Below are 18,102 nucleotides of genomic sequence, written 5' to 3' on the forward strand. Positions count from 1 at the left end.
AGTACAAGTGGAGTTTTCTAGAAATGAAAGAGTTGCTGAAGAAATAAAGAGAGTTGCCAGCGAAATAATCAACAATGATTTAAAAGACCCGCGCATTGAAGGCTTAGTAACTGTTACTAAAGTTGACGTTACAAAAGATCTTCGCCATGCCACAATATTTATAAATTTCTATGGCGACAAAGCAAAAAAAGAGACTACCTATAAAGTTATACAAAATGCTAAAGGTTTCATAAGGTACGAACTAGCAAATAGACTTAGAATCAAATTTATCCCAGAAATATCATTTAAATTAGATGATTCTATTGAGTATGGCATCCGCATAAATAAGCTTTTAGAGGAACTTAAGCTGAATCAGGAAGAAGAAGGTTATTAATATGGATATTGCCGCTTTTTATGAATTGGTAGAAAAAAATCATAGCTTTATGATTGCTTCACATGTAGCTCCAGATGGGGATAGTATTGGTTCGGTCCTTGCACTGACTTTGGCACTGCTTAAACTTGGTAAAAAGGCAGTCCCGGTAATCAATGATAATATACCAAAAAAATACAGATTCTTGCCTGGAAGCAACTTCATTATCAAAGAAACTTCGGAAAAATATGATGTGCTTATAGCTCTAGATTGCGGAGATATTGAGAGATTGGGCTTTAATAGGCCACTAAAGGAATACGGTACAATAGTTGTCAACATTGACCATCATAAAAGCAACATTTATTTTGGCGATTTGAATTTAGTGGATAGCAGTGCATCTTCTGTAGGAGAGATAATATATCGATTATTAGATGGCAAAGTAGAAATTGATTTTGACATTGCGCTTAATATTTTTACGTCTATAATTACAGATACTGGTTCCATAAGATATTCTAATACAACACCTGCATCTTTAAAGATTTTGGCTAAACTAGTGGACAAAGGTGTAAGGCCAGATTATGTTAGTCGCCAAGTGTTTGAAAGACGGAGTCTGGCCTCTATATTACTGCTAAAATCTGTTTTAAATACTCTCGAGTTTTCAGCTGATGGCAAAATTGCCAGCCTTTTCATTACTAAAGATATGCTGAAAGCTGCAGATGCTGATGAGGAAGACGCTGATGGGATAATCAATTACGCCCGTGAAATAGAAGGTGTTGAAGTAGCTGTACTTTTCAAAGAATATGAAGATGGGCTGACTAAAGTAGGTTTTAGGTCAAATGAATGGGTAGATGTCAGCATGCTGGCAGCCGAGTTTAACGGCGGCGGTCATCCGAGGGCTGCTGGATGCCAGATCAAACTTCCACTGGAAGAAACCAAGGAGATTGTTTTAAATGCAGTGAAACTTGCTATTTTGGAGGATACTGGTGAAAGGTGTAATTAATGTATTAAAACCTCCGGGAATGACGTCACATGACGTAGTAAATTTTTTAAGAAGGCTTTTTCAAATAAAAAAGATTGGTCACAGCGGCACATTGGATCCAGCAGCAGCAGGAGTTTTACCGGTTTTTATAGGAAAAGCCGCAAAAGCAATAGAATTTTTCATGGATGATGATAAAGAATATATTGCCGAAATGAGATTTGGGGTTACTACAGATACCGGCGATTTAGATGGAAACGTTACAAATATTAGCAAAGTCAATATTACCAAATCTCATTTGGAAGAAATACTAAAGCAATTCACAGGAGAAATTTCACAAGTGACCCCAATGTACTCGGCGGTGCGCTATAAAGGAAAAAAACTGTACGAATTGGCCAGGAAAGGTATTGTCGTTGAACGAAAGCCGAGAAATGTTAAAATCTACTCGTTAGATTTAATCGACTATAGCCACGATACTGCTATTGTTAAAGTTGCCTGCTCAAAGGGTACATATATAAGAACTTTATGTGAAGATATTGGCAACATGCTTGGCTGTGGGGCATGTCTTTCTTGTTTAGTTAGGACAAGTTCAGGTCCTTTTAAAATAGAAAACTCATTTACTTTAGAGGAAATCCAAGATGCTGTTTTAAATGGTAAATTAGATGATGTATTATTGCCTGTAGATAGGTTTTTAGAGAAAATGCCTAAAGTAAATCTTGCAGTTGATAAAGAAGGTTTTTTTTCAAAAGGAAAAATGATAAATGGCGATTTTCAGTTTTTAAATGATATTGATACACTAGTTAGAGTTTATAACAATAAAGAGTTTTTAGGGATTGCTAAGGTAGTAAAAGACAAAGATAGTATCTTGCTACAGGTATTGAAATCTTTAAAATAATAGGATTGATGAAAGTATGAAAATTTACCGTGATTTATCGTCTATAATAATACCAAATGATACTGCCTGTGGTATAGGAAATTTTGACGGCGTTCACCTGGGTCATCAAAAATTAATTAAAACACTGCTGGAATGTTCGCAATCGAAAAATTTAGACTCTTTGATTTTTACATTTGATCCCCATCCTTCAAAAGTTTTATTCCCCAATAATGGTGTCAAACTTATTATGACACAAGACAAGAAGAGGAAAATAATTGAATCCTATGGCATAGATCATTTTGTCTTAGCGCCTTTTACTCAAGAATTTTCGAAAATGGATTATAAAGATTTTGTACATAAAATATTAATTGAAAAATGTCGTGCAAAAGTTGTTGTTATCGGATTTAATTATAAATTCGGATATAAAGGCCTTGGGACAGCAGAAAGTTTGAAGCAATTGTGTAGTGAAGCTGGAATTGATACCATAATAATTCCTCCTGTAACCCACAAAGGCAACATAGTAAGTAGCACATTTATTCGAAGTCTTTTGGAAAAAGGCGATGTTAGAAATGCTGCAAAATATATTGGACGCTATTTTACTGTTGAAGGCTGTGTAGAGCAAGGCAAACACTTAGGTAAAAGTTTAGGTTTTCCCACTGCAAATATCTATCCCGATACCGATCTGGTATTGCCCGCAAAGGGTGTCTATGCAGTATTAGTAACCTTCAATAATAAGATTTATAAAGGCGTGGCTAATTTAGGCACTAAACCTACTTTTAACGGTAATGATATTGTGCTGGAGATACATTTATTTGACTTTAGCGGTAATTTATATGGTCAAAAACTAGAAGTATCTTTTATTCAGAACCTGCGTTCAGAAATTAAATTTGATAAGCCTGAAGACTTAGTAAAGCAAGTTCAAATGGATCTGCTTAATGCTAAAGAAATTTTAAAAGCAATATAAATTTACAATTTTATTTTGTTGTGATAAAATTAATTTTGATAAATGAACCAATTGCTCGGTTACTCGAAGCTCCGACGATTTACTGGGCAACTGGTGATTTAGTTAAGTCAAGGAGGTGAATGAAGTGGCATTGGCAAAAGAAGTTAAACAGTCAATCATAAATGAATATAAACTCCACGAGAATGATACAGGTTCTCCTGAGGTCCAAATTGCTATACTTACAGAAAAGATAAACCAACTAACGGAGCATTTGAAACAGCATAAAAAAGACTATCATTCTCGCAGGGGACTGCTTAAGATGGTTGGTAAAAGACGTGCGTTATTGAACTACTTAAAAGAAAAAAATTTAGATCGATACAAAGATCTCATCGAAAAACTGGAATTAAGGAAATAGAGCGGGGGTTCCCCGCTTAAATTTTATAACTTTTTTATTATATTTAGATATAGTTGATTTTGTAAACGACATGCCTGATTAAATTAAATCAACTATAAGAAGGAGGATTGTTTCTTGTTAGAATTTAAAACAGAAATAGCTGGTCGCAAATTGATTATAGAAACGGGCAAAGTTGCTCAGCAAGCTAACGGTTCTGTTGTAATTAGGTACGAAGATACTGTCTTGCTGGTTACAGCTACTGCATCGAAAGAGCCCCGTGAAGGTGTTGATTTTTTACCCTTAACCGTTGATTATGAAGAAAGGTTATATGCAGTAGGCAAGATTCCAGGTGGTTTTATTAAAAGAGAAGGAAAGCCTAGTGAAAAAGCTATTCTATCGGCAAGGGTTATAGACAGGCCTTTAAGACCTCTATTTCCAAAAGGTTTCCGAAATGATGTACAGGTTGTAGCTACTGTACTATCTGTAGACCAAGATAACACACCTGATGTGGTTGCTATCAACGGAGCCTCTTGTGCATTATGTATATCAGATATACCTTTTGAAGGGCCAGTAGGGGCAGTGTCAGTTGGTTTGATTGAGGGAGAATATGTTATAAATCCGACAGTAGCTCAAGCAGAGAAAAGTCGTTTACACCTGATTGTGGCCGGTACGAAAGAGGCAGTGCTCATGGTTGAAGCAGGTGCCGATGAAGTAACTGAAGAAGAAATGTTAAAAGCTATACTCTATGGTCATGAGGAGATTAAAAAGATTGTAGAGTTTCAGGAGGAAATAGTAAAACAAGTTGGCAAGGTTAAAATGGAAGTGCCGACAGAAGAGGTTAATCCAGAACTTGAAAAAGCTGTTAGAGAATATGCTACCGATAAAATTTTACAGGCAATCAAAGTTTATGAAAAACAAGAACGAGAGGCTTTAATCGATGAAATAAATAAATCCACCATAGAACATTTTCAGGAATTATATCCAGAAAGCGAAAAAGAGATATCAGATATTTTGTATAATATCTTAAAAGAAGAAGTTAGAAAAATGATCACTTATGAAGGTATCAGACCTGACGGCAGAACCCATGAGGAGATACGGCCAATTTCCTGTGAGGTTGGCGTTTTGCCGAGAACACATGGTTCTGGTTTATTTACCCGAGGTCAGACTCAGGTTCTTACAGTTGCAACCCTTGGAGCACTTGGAGATGTTCAGATTTTGGACGGCCTGGGTATTGAAGAGTCCAAGAGGTATATGCACCATTATAATTTTCCACCTTATAGTACAGGTGAAACCAAAGTTATTCGCGGGCCTGGAAGAAGGGAAATTGGTCATGGAGCGTTAGCGGAAAGGGCTCTTGAACCTATGATACCACCAGAGGAAGAATTTCCTTATACCATAAGGTTGGTTTCAGAAGTCTTAAGTTCTAATGGATCTACTTCTATGGCCAGTGTATGTGGTTCAACTTTAGCTTTAATGGACGCAGGTGTTCCCATAAAAGCTCCTGTCTCCGGTGTAGCTATGGGATTGATAAAACAAGATGATAAGGTCACAATATTAACTGACATACAGGGAATGGAAGACTTTTTAGGAGATATGGACTTTAAAGTAGCAGGAACTGCGAAAGGTATTACTGCGATTCAAATGGATATAAAAATAAAGGGTATAGATGAAGAAATATTAAGAAATGCTCTGCAGCGCGCAAGAGAAGCTCGATTGTTTATATTAGACAAGATGTTGGCTGTGATTTCCGAACCTCGAAAAGAATTATCCCCGTATGCACCAAGAATCTTTACTGTAACTGTAGATCCAGATAAAATTCGCGATATAATAGGGCCCGGAGGCAAAACTATAAACAAGATAATTGCAGAAACTAATACAAAGATTGATATTGAAGACGATGGAAAAATTTATATAGCGGCTCCAGATGAGAAATTAGGCAAAAAGGCTATGGAAATAATACAAAAACTTACTCAAGATGTGGAAGTTGGGCAAATATATCTTGGAAAAATATCTAGAACCACTAATTTTGGTGCTTTTGCTGAAATACTGCCGGGAAAGGAAGGCTTAATTCACATTTCAAAGCTGTCTAAAGAGAAGGTAAAAAGGGTAGAAGATGTGGTTAAAGTCGGTGATGAAATACTTGTCAAAGTAACTGACATAGATAAACAAGGCAGGATCAATTTATCTCACAAAGATGCCATTGGCGATGTAGAAGTGAAAAAACACGTACAGGCATAAACCGGATATCGGTTTATGTTTTTTATTGTCATAAAATATTTCTTCACTAATATATTTATTAAAGAACAAAAAAGGAAGGGATATTTTATGGCATTTTATACTTTTAAAGTATCTAAAAAAATTGTAAGTTTAGCTCTATTCTTAGTTATCGTAGTGACGTGGGTTTTCTTAACACCGTCAAATTACGATGTTCAAGTTTTTGGACAGTATAAACCTATTTACGAAGGCAGCAAGGATAAAAAAATAATGGCTTTTACATGCAATGTAGCATGGGGTAACGAATACATACCGCCGCTTTTAGAGATTTTTAAAGAAAAGAATGTAAAAGCCACGTTCTTTATTGAAGGCAGATGGGCAGAAAAATATCCTGATTTATTAAAGCTGATTTATGACAACGGGCACGAAATAGGAAACCACGGGTATAGCCATGCCCATCACGCACAGCTTTCCTATGAACAAAATTTAAATGAGATCAAAAAAGCCGAACAAGTAATTGAAGACATCTTAGGAGTAAAAACAACCCTTTTTGCACCTCCATATGGTGAATTTTCAGAACAAACTGTCAAAGCTGCTAATTCCATGAATTATCGCCTTATTATGTGGACTATAGATACAATTGATTGGAAAAAACCCGGTGTAGATTATATTGTTAATAAAGTTTTAGACAATAAAGGTAATGGGAAAATTGTACTCATGCACCCTACAGAAGATACGGTCAAAGCTATGCCAACTATTATAGACAATTTGCATCGTGAGGGATTTAAGATAACAACGGTCGGTGAATTGCTGGCAGAATGAAAAAAGTTGAAAACAAACTATCTTTCATGTATACTTTATTTAAGCAAAAAATAGAAGGGTAATTGATTATGATAAATCATACTTGCTGGCTTGATGTAGATTTAGATATAATATCGGATAATATAAAAAACATAAAAAAATATTTAGGCTCTACTAAGTTATTGGCAGTTGTCAAAGCAAATGCTTACGGACACGGATTGTATCCTGTAGCTTGTTCTGCCGTTGAAAGTGGAGCTGATTATTTAGGGGTTGCCTCTTTAGAAGAAGGTATTTTTTTGCGGCAAAAAGGGATAAGCCAACCGATATTGGTTTTTAATACAATATTGCCTGAACAAGCAGATGATGTATTAAATTACGATCTTACAGCCACTGTTTGTTCCTTTGATGTTGTACAAGCTTTAGAGGAGGCTGCTGCAAGACAGAACAAAAAGGCTATAGTTCATGTAAAAGTTGATACAGGTTTTGGCAGGTTTGGAGTGTTACCTGAACATGCTTTTGAAATGATTCGGGTTATTAATTTAAACTTTAAAAATCTTTATATAGAAGGTCTATACACACATTTTTCTATGGCGGGCAATGAAAAGATTACTCGTCATCAGTTTAATATATTTTCATCTCTTATAAAAACACTTAAAGAACAGGGCTATGAAATCCCTTTAAAGCATGTTTGCAACAGCATAGCTGCTTTAAATTACCCGGATATGCACTTGGATATGGTTCGAATTGGCAATCTGATCTATGGTCTAGTGCCATCAAAAGACCTAAAAATAAGTAATCCTTCAAAGGTATGTTCAAGAGTAATCTTTGTAAAAAACCTTCCTAAAGGTCATTATGTTGGTTATGGCAACAAATATAAAACAAAGCGGCCTACTACCATAGCTATAGTTCCTTTTGGGTATTATGACGGCCTTGAAGTTTATGTATCTCAACCCAATGGTATTTTGGATGCTCTTAAAAACTTTATTAAACAGCTCTTAGCAAATATAGGGGTAAATGGTTTAGGTAGGAAGGTTAAAATAAATGGCGTAACATGTAATATATTAGGCAAAATCAGCATGCAGAATTGTATTGTGGATGTTACAGACATAAAAGATAACATATTTGTCGGAGATATTGCAGAACTCAATGCTAGACGTGTGAATTTGTCTAATAGTATTGCCAGAATTTATCATAGGGCTGGTCAGGTATTCTTAGAAAATGATATTATTTTTGCTGAAAATAGTTTTGATTTATCGCCTGAACCAGGTCGAAGGAGAGAAACATCAATTGGATAGGTGTATTAAAATTTTTGTATCTAAAGTAAGTGGTGCTGAAGATATTCCGCTCCCTCAGTATATGACTGAAGGAGCTTCAGGAATGGATTTAGCTGCTAATATAGCAGAGAATATTTACCTAGAACCCGGAGAATTTAAAGTAATACCTTGTGGCATTCAACTTGAACTTCCCAGGGGCTTTGAAGCCCAAGTTAGGCCAAGAAGTGGTCTTGCGTCAAAGTATGGCGTTACAGTCCTTAATAGTCCCGGAACTATCGACTCTGACTATAGAGGGGAAATTAAGGTTATCTTAATTAATCATGGCAAGGAAAAATTTGAGATAAAGAGAGGTGACAGAATAGCTCAGCTGGTAATTTCTAAAGTTGAACAGGTAGAAATAGTCCAAAATAGTCATTTGGGTAAAACCACTAGAGGAGAAGGCGGTTTTGGTCACACGGGAGTTTAATATCGTTGCATTTTTTTGCCTCCTAAGTCATAAAATATATGGGAGGTAAAAATATGCGATTAAGTGAATTGTGCGGAAAAGAAATAATAAATCTTTTTAATGGAGAGAGACTCGGCGTAATTAGCAATTCTGATTTAATTTTTGATGAGTCTTCTGGAAAGATTATATCTTTGTTAATACCAAAAAAAAGAACTCCTTTTTTTGTTTTCGGTGAAAGAGCTAAAGCTGAAGTTGCTTGGAGTGCTATAAAGAAAATCGGGCCGGATATTATTATTATAGATATGGAAGATTATAGTCACAAAAAACATAATGACTTTATAAGGGGCAAAAATTTTACTTGAGATGTCGGAGGTGTTTTTTTATTGTCGAAAAACGGACAAAATAAATTGCTCATCATTCCATTGGGTGGAATGGGTGAAATAGGCAAAAATATGACGGTTATTCAGTACGGAAAAGAAATACTGCTTATTGACTCAGGTTTGATGTTTCCTGAGGAAGATATGTTGGGAATAGATGTGGTGATTCCGGATATAACATACCTTATAGAAAATAAGGAAAATATAAAAGGGATCCTTTTAACTCATGGCCACGAAGATCATATCGGAGCACTTCCATATGTACTTCAGCAGATAAATGCTCCACTATATGGTACTAAATTAACTTTAGGTCTAGTAGAAGTTAAGTTAAGAGAAGCCAAGCTAAAAAAGAACATACCCATGAATGTAATAAAACCACCTGCTACTGTTAATATCGGGAGCTTTACCGTTGATTTTATTAGAGTAAACCACAGCATACCTGATTCAGTAGGCTTTGCAATTCATACACCTGTTGGCATAGTATGTCATACAGGAGACTTTAAATTGGATCAGACTCCTGTTAACGGTGAAAAAGCTGACCTTCACAAATTTGCAGAATTAGGGTCGAAAGGTGTTCTTGTGCTATTATCTGATAGCACTAATGCAGAGCGTGAAGGTTATACAATGTCTGAAAAGGTAGTTGGAAAAACTATTGAAGATATTTTTAAATCCATTACGGGTCGTATTATAGTAGCTACTTTTGCATCAAATATACACCGCATCCAGCAAATATTTGATGCTGCCAATAGAAATGGCAGAAAGGTTACGGTAATAGGGAGGAGCATGGTTAATGTTGTCAATATTGCTCTCGAACTAGGTTATTTAACCATACCAAAATCTTTGCTAGTGGATCCAGATGAGATAAACCGCTTGCCCAAGGAAAAAGTAGTGATAATTACTACTGGCAGTCAGGGCGAGCCTATGTCTGCCTTGACTCGAATGGCTATGTCTGAACATAAAAAAGTGGAGATTATGCCGGGAGACACGGTGTTGATTTCTGCAAGCCCCATCCCTGGCAATGAAAAATTTGTAGCAAGAACTATAGATCATTTGTTTAAACGAGGAGCCAATGTCATCTACGAGGCCATTTCTGGTGTTCACGTTTCTGGTCATGCCAGCCAAGAGGAATTAAAGCTCATGCTCAATCTCGTAAGGCCGAAATTTTTTATTCCAGTCCATGGAGAGTACAGACATCTTATACACCACTCACAGCTAGCAATGGAAGTAGGTATTCCGGAAGAAAACATCTTCATTGCGGAAAACGGAAGAATCTTGGAGTTTACTAAAAATTCCGGCAGAATGACCGGAAAGGTTACTGCAGGAAAAGTGCTTGTTGACGGCTTGGGTGTAGGTGATGTAGGTAATATAGTTCTCCGTGACCGTAAACAACTTTCGCAAGATGGCATTCTAATTGTTGTGGTAACAATAGATAAGGAAACTACTGAAGTTGTAGCAGGACCTGATATAATCTCAAGAGGTTTTGTGTATGTAAGGGAATCTGAAGAGCTGATGGAACGGGCCCGCGAAAAAGTAAAACAGGCACTAAGTAAATGCCAACAAGAGGATATAAGAGAATGGTCAGCTATAAAATCCCAGGTGAGAGAGCATTTAGGTAAGTATCTATTTGAACTGACCCATAGAAGGCCTATGATATTACCAATCATTATGGAAGTATGACATTATTGTCATACTTTTTTTCTTGAATATTTATCAAAAAACATCAAAGAATAAAAATAAACCCTATGGAAGGATGATCTAATGACACAAAACGAAGGGCAGAATATTCAAACACAAATGGATATGACTACATCTACGCTACAGCAATTGGGCCAGCTAGATTTGCCCAAAGCAGAAAGTAATTTTCATTCAATTACTATAGTTGGGCAAATCGAAGGCCATTTAGTATTACCGCCGCAAAATAAAACTACCAAATACGAACATATTATTCCACAATTAGTAGCTATAGAGCAAAACCCCAATATTAAAGGATTACTAATCATATTAAATACTGTAGGAGGTGATGTGGAAGCTGGTCTTGCCATTGCTGAAATGATTGTTAGCATGACAAAGCCTACTGTATCCCTAATATTGGGAGGAGGTCACAGTATAGGGGTTCCCATAGCTGTAGCTAGCGACTATTCGTTTATTGCTGAAACAGCAACAATGACTATTCACCCTATTAGACTTACAGGTCTTGTAATAGGTGTGCCACAGACGTATGAATATCTGGATAAAATGCAAGATAGAGTTATTAATTTTGTCATAAAACATTCCAACATTGACGAAAGAACTTTTAGAGAATTAATGTTTAGCACCGGCAACCTTGCAAGAGATATAGGAACTGTGTTGGTTGGGAAAGATGCAGTGGCATGTGGCTTAATTGATGAAGTTGGTGGAATAGGACAAGCCGTAAAGAAACTAGAAGAATTGATAAACAACAGATAAGGTGATTTTATTGGTACTATACACATCAATGCCAATAGAATTGGTAATGGAAGGAATAGATAGGAAATATGAATTTAAGGAAGTAGAAATTGAAGGAGTAAAACTAATTATCGAACCTATAGGTATAAACCAAGGGAAGATAGTTAAGCTTCTAAGCACCAATCCTCAAGATTTTTTGAACCCAAATTTTTCACCGGGTAAAATAATAAATTTTTCTGCAAATTAGGCCTTAAGGCCTTTTTTTATTGGTTATTAAAGGATTTTAACAATATATGGAGAATAAATTTATTGAGGTGTAGGAAATGGGAAAATCAAATGACAGCATAAAAAACGATATCAGCTGGGAAATTAGAGGTCTTCTCGCTATTAGCTTTGGTATCATTGGAATATTTTCTATTTATACAAATGCAGTAGGAGTAATAGGGAAATTTATAAGCCGAAATTTAAAAGGTTTTTCGGGACAAGCGGCGGTATTAATACCGATAGTAATAATTGTGCTCGGCATATACTGTCTCTATTACAAAAGAAAGCCAACTTTTTCTGCGAGAATGGCAGGTGTCATAATTACTTTCACAGTAATTGTATTTTTATTTCATTTACATACGCATTCTACTTTACTTGATATGAGCTTTATAGATAGATTAAGAAAAAGTGCCGACTTAGGTGCCCAAGGACATGGCGGTGGAATTTTTGGTGAAGTCGGTTTGTCGCTTTTAATCAGTATTTTCGGCACTACTGGTTCTACTATAATGATAAGTACTTTTTTCATTATTGGCTTAATCCTATCTACTGGCAAATCAATAACAACCATACTAAAAAAAATTAAATTACCTGCTAAGGACAAAAATATTACAATAAATTCACCAAAAGCGAACGAGAAGATCAAAGTTGTAAACAACATCTCTATAGACAGTTCCTCTTCAGATAATGAAATAATAACAAAAAGCGCTGTAAGTTCGTCAGAAAAAGAAGAGATACAAAAGACAGAGCACGTTAAAGAAGCAAAAGACGATGATGTAATTATTATCAATAATCAAGTTGATGAAAAAGAATATAAGTTTCCGCCTATATCTTTACTTCGAAAAAATCCGGTTAAAGAAAACAGTTTTAGTGAAAAAGAGTTATTAAATAGCGCCCGTGTTCTTGAAAATACTTTGAAAAGTTTTGGTTTACAGGCAAAAGTTATTCAGGTAAATTGCGGTCCAACCATTACCAGGTTTGAAATACAGCCATCACCTGGAATTAAGGTAAGCAGAATTGTTAACTTAGCAGATGATATTGCCCTTAGTTTGGCCACGACTGATATAAGAATTGAAGCTCCAATTCCCGGCAAATCTGCAGTAGGTATTGAAGTGCCTAACAAAACCAAGTCTTTGGTGGTCCTGAGGGAAGTATTGGAATCAGCAGAGTTTAGCAAATCATCATCTAAGTTGACTGTAGCTTTGGGTAAGGATATTAGTGGAAAACCGATGGTTGCTGATCTTTCAGAAATGCCACATCTTTTAATTGCTGGTGCCACAGGATCGGGAAAAAGTGTTTGTATAAATACTATTATTTCAAGTATTTTGTACAAAGCACAGCCGAATGAAGTAAAGTTAATGATGATAGACCCAAAAGTTGTGGAACTTGCTGTATATGATGGTATTCCCCATCTGATAACACCTGTAGTCACCGATGCCAAAAAAGCTGCTGCAGCTTTAAATTGGATGGTTGCTGAAATGGAGAGAAGGTATCAAACATTTGCAGAGGAAGGCGTTCGGGATATAACCAGGTATAATGAAGTAAATTCAGATAACCCCATGCCCAAAATATTAGTTATAATAGATGAATTGGCGGATTTAATGATGGTTTCTCCCAGGGAAATTGAGGACAGCATATGCAGACTTGCCCAGATGGCACGAGCTGCAGGCATACACTTAGTAGTGGCCACACAAAGGCCTTCAGTAGATGTCATAACAGGTCTTATAAAAGCCAATATTCCCTCTAGAATTTCTTTTGCTGTTTCATCTCAAGTAGATTCTAGAACCATTTTGGATATGTCTGGTGCTGAAAAACTACTGGGCAAAGGGGATATGCTTTTCTTCCCCGTAGGAGCTTCGAAACCTATTCGAATTCAAGGAGCATATATATCTGAAGAAGAAGTGGAAAAGCTTGTGGATTACTGTAAAAAACAAAGCCAACCTGTATACGAAAAGAACCTTTCGGACTTTGAAGAAGTTGTAGTGGACAATGCCAATGAAGAGACGGATGAATTGTTTGATGAAGCAGTAAAAATAGTATTGGACAGCGGCCAAGCTTCCATTTCTATGCTTCAGCGGCGGCTGAGAATAGGATATGCTAGAGCGGCAAGGCTTATAGATGAAATGGAGCAACGGGGTATCGTTGGCAGTTATGAAGGTACTAAACCTAGAGAAGTACTGATTACTAAAGAACACTATGAAAAATACTTTAAAAATTTGGGTGAATGAAAGACTTACGGTAATATTTTGAAGTTAATTTGGAAATATAAGGACAGGGGGTGGGAATATTGAGCTTTGACATTGAGGACATAAAGAATTTTGCTCAGTTTGGCCAGTATCTAAAGAATTCCAGAGAACAACAACATATTTCTATTGAGCAAATACATAAGGAGACTAAAATCCGCACGAAATATTTAGCTGCTATGGAAAACGGTGATTTTTCTTCAATACCCGGGGGCGATGTTTACGTAAAAGGCTTTTTGAAAAACTATGCTAAGTGCGTTGGCTTGGAACCTTCTTCTATTATAGAATTATACAAAAAGTTGAGAGGTGATACAAAAGAAGAAGAAAGCCCAGTAAAGCCTACAGAAGAGACAATATCTCAATTAGATGTTATTTTAAATAATGTAAGTAGTTTTGTAAGGCAAAACTACAGAAAAATTGGTGTTACTATTATAGCTACATCTTTTGTCATAGTGCTGGGAATATCACTAAAAGTTTTTGTAGGAAAAAACATTTCGGAAAATCAAGCGCCACCGCCTAAAGTTCCGACAATACAAACTCAGATTCAGAATGAGGCAGAAAAAAAAGTAGAAGAACCGAAAAATGAACCAGATCTTATAACACAAAAAAATAAAGAAGTAATGGTAGAGTTAGTTGAAGATACCAGTCAAAATACCATTTATGCAATCGATGCTGAATACATTGAAGTTACCATGAGCAATGTTACGGACCGATGCTGGATTCAGGTCCTTAAGGACGGCGAATGGGAATTCGAAGGGATATTAAATTCGGGCGACTCAAAAACCTGGAAGGCAAACGATAGTATTAATATAAGAATAGGCAATCCGGCTGTTATAAATTTAGTAGTAAATGGCGAGGACTTAGGCAAGCCTGGTGGAATAGCTAGAGATTTTATTTTTAAACGAAGAGCCTCTAGTTTTTAAAATTTGTGACCAACTTATTTACATACTCAAATAAAATAGGTATACTAAAAAAGGTACAAAATATTTAGCTATCGGAGGAGCAAATTGTCAGCAACAATTGGTTTTATATCTTTAGGGTGTGATAAAAATCTCGTAGATTCGGAATTTATGCTTGGGATCCTCAAAAAGCACAATTATACAATTACCAACAATAAAGAAGAGGCAGATATAATCATAATCAACACATGTGGGTTTATAAATGATGCCAAGCAAGAGTCCATAGATACCATTTTAGAGATGGCACAACTTAAAAAAACTGGCAGATTAAAACTGCTAATTGCCACAGGATGCCTTTCTCAACGTTACAAAGAAGAACTGCTTGAAGAAATACCTGAACTTGACGCAGTTATCGGCACTGGTGATTTTAACAAGATACATGAAGTAATAAAACAGCTTGATTCCAACCGAGTAAATCTTACCGATAATGAGAGTTTTGTAGATTATGATATTGAAAACCGGGTAAGGGTCTATCCTTATATTTCTTTTGTAAAAATTGCAGAAGGATGCGATAATTGCTGCTCATACTGTGCAATTCCGCAAATAAAAGGAACTTATAAAAGTAGAAAAATTTCAGAAATAAAACGGGAAGTTGAGCTTCTCGTTACTGATGGGGTTAAAGAAATTAATTTAGTTGCTCAGGACACTACAAACTATGGAGCAGATATTTACGGCAAACCTTCCCTTTCTAAACTATTAGAAGAGCTTGTAAAAATAAACGGAGATTTTATAATCAGGATTTTATATGCTTATCCCACCAATATTAACCAAGAACTGTTGGATGTGATGAAAAGCAACTCTAAAATTGCAAAATACCTTGACATACCACTGCAACACATCAATGACAGACTTTTAAAACTTATGGGCAGACCTACAAGTAGCGAATATATAATGAAACTTATAGACAATATAAGAAATCAACTGCCCGAAATAACTTTAAGAACTACATTTATAGTTGGATTTCCCACTGAAACGGAAGCAGAATACCGTCAGCTTTTAGATTTTATTAAACTGTATAAATTCGACAAAGTGGGAGCATTTCAATATTCCAAAGAAGAGGGAACTTTGGCTGCGTCATTAAAGCCGCAAATACCAAGCAAAATTAAACATAAAAGATATGTCGAGTTGATGAAGGTACAGCAATCAATATCAAAGGTAAAAAATCAGAGATTTGAGGGCAAAGTATTAAAGGTCTTAGTTGAGAAATATGATAATGATAACAATATATACATTGGACGTTCGGAGAATGATGCACCTTTTGTTGATGGTGTAGTAAAAATAATAAATGCCAACTGTGAATTAGGGAAATTTTACCCGGTCAAAATTCTAAAGGCCTACGAATATGATTTGGTAGGCGAACTTATTAATTAGATATTTGATAAAACTTGAAGGCATTGAAAAAAATGCCTTTTTTCTTTTTAAGACAACCCTCAATAGGTATGCTATAATATTATTATGCATCTAGTGTGAGGTGAATAGACTTTTGAATTTAGATAAAAGCAAGATACTCCGCATATTAACAATTTCAGCTATTTTTTTAATTTTGATGTTGGCTTTTCAATGGTATCTTGGTAAAAATGTAAAAGTCAAAGCGCTGGAAAGCGTACTGATTGAACACAAAAATGTAGAGAATGTAAAAATTACTGAAGAAAGGCAAAAAGTCATAATTTACCTGACCTTTGACAATATAGACAATTTTATGCAGATATACAAAGATCTATATGATTCCCTGGAACAACGACTTAAAGGGCAGTCTTTCGAGTTGAAAATTGTTAACAAAGCCAATTCGGAGTTGGAAGATATATATTATAACAAGGTGCAGTATATTATTTATGAAGCTTTAAAAACCGGTGAGTTTACAAAAATGAGAGCGAGACTTGATGAATTAGAAAAAACAGTCACCGAAAATTCAACATCAGGTCTATTAAAGATTCAAGTATTTCTGGATTCTGAAAAGCTTTATTTGGACATGCAACTAGACGATGTTCATTATTTTACGGTTATTGACCAAGAAATGTAATACATGCAGGAGGGGAGAGACCATTGTTATTTGAAATAGTGATAGGGTTTGCAGTAGCCCTTTTAGTATATCTTGCTTTAATTGGAATAAATGTTTTGCCTGTTATTATCATGATAGGGTGCGCGTATATGATGTACAGTGTCATGTACAGGAGCAGTATGATAAAAAGTCCTCAAAAGGTTATAACAAGCACTCAAGGCATAACTTTTGATCAAATTGGTGGTCAGGAAGTAGCAAAAAAGGAACTGTTGGAAGCATTAGATTTTATTAAAAACTTTGATGAGGCTAAAAAAATGGGAATAAGGCCCCTCAAAGGAATTTTGCTCACAGGAGCTCCAGGCACAGGCAAGACATTAATGGCCAAGGCTGCAACTTCATATATTGATTCAGTATTTGTTTCAGCTTCAGGAAGTGAGTTTATAGAGATGTATGCTGGAGTCGGAGCACAGAGGATAAGGCAATTATTCGATACAGCCCGCACTATGGCTAGAAAAGCTTCAAAAAAACATGGTGTGATTTTCATCGATGAGATTGAAGTTATTGCAGGCGTAAGAGGCAGGCACAGCAGCCATCTAGAATACGATCAGACACTTAATCAATTGTTAGTTGAGATGGACGGCATTTCATCTTCCGACGACGTTAATATTCTCGTTATAGCTGCTACAAATAGACCAGATATAATTGATTCGGCCCTGCTAAGACCTGGTAGATTTGATCGCATTGTAAAAGTGGATCTTCCAGATAAGGAAGGGCGATTGGAAATCTTAAAACTACACACCAAAAATAAACCACTTGCAGATGATGTAGATCTAGAGCAGATAGCCAAAGAAACCTTTGGTTTTTCAGGAGCTCACCTGGAAAATCTTTGCAACGAAGCTGCTATTTTTGCCATGCGAGAAAATAAAAATAAAATTTGCCAAAAGAATTTTTTAGAGGCAATTGATAAAGTCATCATGGGTGAAAAGCTTAATAGAAAACCCAGCGACGAAGAGCGCAAGCGCATTGCAATTCATGAAGCTGGCCATGCTCTGGTAAGTGAGCATTTTAATCCAAATTCTGTTTCTACAATAACGATTACATCGAGAGGCCAGGCTCTTGGATATGTAAGACAAATTCCGGAAGACGACATCTATCTCTATACAAAGCAATACTTACAATCTCAAATAGCTATAGCTTTGGCCGGCGCAGTGGCGGAAGAAATACTACTCGGAGATAGCAGTACAGGAGCCTCCAATGATTTTGAGCAAGCTACGAATTTAGCAAGAAAGATGATATTTTCAGGAATGTCTGTATTGAATGTAGTGGATAAAGATTCTTTACCATCAGAAAAACTCCACGAAGTGATTTCGGATATATTATCAGAGCAAAAGTCAGCAGTAAAGAAGTTGCTAGAAGAAAAACGGGATACTTTAGTATTAGTCGTTGATTATCTGATGGAAAACGAAAGAATAGACGGAGACAAACTTAGGGAATTGTTATATAAATCAAGAGCTGCATAAACGTTTCTATAATGCTTTCTCTCAATTGAATTAAAAAAAGGATATTTGA

Annotated in this window: 18 protein-coding genes; all 18 read left to right on the top strand. The window is 35.9% G+C overall.

All coding sequences use genetic code 11. From position 1 onward, the window contains the following. Window positions 1-7 precede the first annotated feature (7 nt). The 18 genes from rbfA to JT739_RS04085 all read left to right on the top strand — a co-directional run bounded on the left by rbfA (window position 8) and on the right by JT739_RS04085 (window position 18,053). Window positions 8-373 carry a 30S ribosome-binding factor RbfA gene (gene rbfA, locus JT739_RS03995; protein WP_237659804.1) on the top strand — a complete coding sequence of 122 codons (366 nt, stop codon included), beginning with the start codon at window positions 8-10 and terminating at the stop codon, window positions 371-373. A gap of 1 nt (window position 374) precedes the next feature. After that, window positions 375-1,349 carry a bifunctional oligoribonuclease/PAP phosphatase NrnA gene (locus tag JT739_RS04000; RefSeq protein WP_237659805.1) on the top strand — a complete coding sequence of 325 codons (975 nt, stop codon included), beginning with the start codon at window positions 375-377 and terminating at the stop codon, window positions 1,347-1,349. Then, window positions 1,333-2,220, top strand: coding sequence for a tRNA pseudouridine(55) synthase TruB (truB, locus tag JT739_RS04005; protein WP_237659806.1), 888 nt, complete (start codon window positions 1,333-1,335; stop codon window positions 2,218-2,220). The genes JT739_RS04000 and truB overlap by 17 nt, the downstream gene beginning before the upstream one ends. A gap of 16 nt (window positions 2,221-2,236) precedes the next feature. After that, window positions 2,237-3,163 (top strand): bifunctional riboflavin kinase/FAD synthetase, encoded by a 927-nt coding sequence (locus JT739_RS04010; RefSeq protein WP_237659807.1) that lies wholly within the window; start codon window positions 2,237-2,239, stop codon window positions 3,161-3,163. Window positions 3,164-3,293: 130 nt separating this feature from the next. Further along, on the top strand, window positions 3,294-3,557 hold the full coding sequence (gene rpsO, locus JT739_RS04015; protein WP_255688335.1) for a 30S ribosomal protein S15: 264 nt from the start codon (window positions 3,294-3,296) through the stop codon (window positions 3,555-3,557). A 114-nt stretch (window positions 3,558-3,671) separates the two neighbouring features. Then, window positions 3,672-5,774: a polyribonucleotide nucleotidyltransferase gene (locus JT739_RS04020; protein WP_237659809.1), complete on the top strand. Its 2,103-nt coding sequence runs from the start codon at window positions 3,672-3,674 to the stop codon at window positions 5,772-5,774. 87 nt (window positions 5,775-5,861) lie between these two features. Further along, window positions 5,862-6,572: a polysaccharide deacetylase family protein gene (locus tag JT739_RS04025; protein WP_237659810.1), complete on the top strand. Its 711-nt coding sequence runs from the start codon at window positions 5,862-5,864 to the stop codon at window positions 6,570-6,572. A 68-nt stretch (window positions 6,573-6,640) separates the two neighbouring features. Beyond that, a complete protein-coding gene (gene alr / locus JT739_RS04030; protein ID WP_237659811.1) occupies window positions 6,641-7,846 on the top strand; it encodes an alanine racemase in 1,206 nt (401 codons plus the stop codon). After that, window positions 7,839-8,291, top strand: coding sequence for a dUTP diphosphatase (dut, locus tag JT739_RS04035; protein WP_237659812.1), 453 nt, complete (start codon window positions 7,839-7,841; stop codon window positions 8,289-8,291). Before alr ends, dut begins: the two co-directional genes overlap by 8 nt. A gap of 53 nt (window positions 8,292-8,344) precedes the next feature. Further along, the gene (locus JT739_RS04040; protein WP_237659813.1) at window positions 8,345-8,632 is read left to right on the top strand and encodes a YlmC/YmxH family sporulation protein; all 288 of its coding nucleotides are present in this window, start codon (window positions 8,345-8,347) and stop codon (window positions 8,630-8,632) included. A gap of 21 nt (window positions 8,633-8,653) precedes the next feature. After that, window positions 8,654-10,324 carry a ribonuclease J gene (locus tag JT739_RS04045; RefSeq protein WP_255688326.1) on the top strand — a complete coding sequence of 557 codons (1,671 nt, stop codon included), beginning with the start codon at window positions 8,654-8,656 and terminating at the stop codon, window positions 10,322-10,324. Window positions 10,325-10,441: 117 nt separating this feature from the next. After that, window positions 10,442-11,092 (top strand): ClpP family protease, encoded by a 651-nt coding sequence (locus JT739_RS04050; RefSeq protein WP_370642573.1) that lies wholly within the window; start codon window positions 10,442-10,444, stop codon window positions 11,090-11,092. A 10-nt stretch (window positions 11,093-11,102) separates the two neighbouring features. Further along, window positions 11,103-11,318 carry a YlzJ-like family protein gene (locus JT739_RS04055; protein WP_237659815.1) on the top strand — a complete coding sequence of 72 codons (216 nt, stop codon included), beginning with the start codon at window positions 11,103-11,105 and terminating at the stop codon, window positions 11,316-11,318. Window positions 11,319-11,394: 76 nt separating this feature from the next. After that, window positions 11,395-13,560 (top strand): DNA translocase FtsK, encoded by a 2,166-nt coding sequence (locus tag JT739_RS12795; RefSeq protein ID WP_304650963.1) that lies wholly within the window; start codon window positions 11,395-11,397, stop codon window positions 13,558-13,560. A 59-nt stretch (window positions 13,561-13,619) separates the two neighbouring features. Next, window positions 13,620-14,498 (top strand): RodZ domain-containing protein, encoded by an 879-nt coding sequence (locus JT739_RS04070; RefSeq protein ID WP_237659816.1) that lies wholly within the window; start codon window positions 13,620-13,622, stop codon window positions 14,496-14,498. Between the two features lie 84 nt (window positions 14,499-14,582). Further along, window positions 14,583-15,905, top strand: coding sequence for a 30S ribosomal protein S12 methylthiotransferase RimO (rimO, locus tag JT739_RS04075; RefSeq protein WP_237659817.1), 1,323 nt, complete (start codon window positions 14,583-14,585; stop codon window positions 15,903-15,905). Window positions 15,906-16,017: 112 nt separating this feature from the next. After that, complete coding sequence (locus JT739_RS04080) at window positions 16,018-16,554, top strand: hypothetical protein (protein WP_237659818.1); 537 nt, start codon at window positions 16,018-16,020, stop codon at window positions 16,552-16,554. A gap of 23 nt (window positions 16,555-16,577) precedes the next feature. After that, window positions 16,578-18,053: an ATP-dependent metallopeptidase FtsH/Yme1/Tma family protein gene (locus JT739_RS04085; RefSeq protein WP_237659819.1), complete on the top strand. Its 1,476-nt coding sequence runs from the start codon at window positions 16,578-16,580 to the stop codon at window positions 18,051-18,053. Window positions 18,054-18,102: the final 49 nt, after the last annotated feature.

The organism is Tepidanaerobacter sp. GT38, assembly GCF_021991635.1.
Classification (GTDB): domain Bacteria; phylum Bacillota; class Thermosediminibacteria; order Thermosediminibacterales; family Tepidanaerobacteraceae; genus DTU063.

Excerpts from the sequence above, each read along its gene's own strand:
- JT739_RS04010 (WP_237659807.1), top strand. The coding sequence starts at position 2,237 with ATGAAAATTTACCGTGATTTATCGTCTATAATAATACCAAATGATACT.
- JT739_RS04050 (WP_370642573.1), top strand. The coding sequence starts at position 10,442 with ATGGATATGACTACATCTACGCTACAGCAATTGGGCCAGCTAGATTTG.
- alr (WP_237659811.1), top strand. The coding sequence starts at position 6,641 with ATGATAAATCATACTTGCTGGCTTGATGTAGATTTAGATATAATATCG.
- JT739_RS12795 (WP_304650963.1), top strand. The coding sequence starts at position 11,395 with ATGGGAAAATCAAATGACAGCATAAAAAACGATATCAGCTGGGAAATT.
- JT739_RS04000 (WP_237659805.1), top strand. The coding sequence starts at position 375 with ATGGATATTGCCGCTTTTTATGAATTGGTAGAAAAAAATCATAGCTTT.
- JT739_RS04040 (WP_237659813.1), top strand. The coding sequence starts at position 8,345 with ATGCGATTAAGTGAATTGTGCGGAAAAGAAATAATAAATCTTTTTAAT.
- JT739_RS04025 (WP_237659810.1), top strand. The coding sequence starts at position 5,862 with ATGGCATTTTATACTTTTAAAGTATCTAAAAAAATTGTAAGTTTAGCT.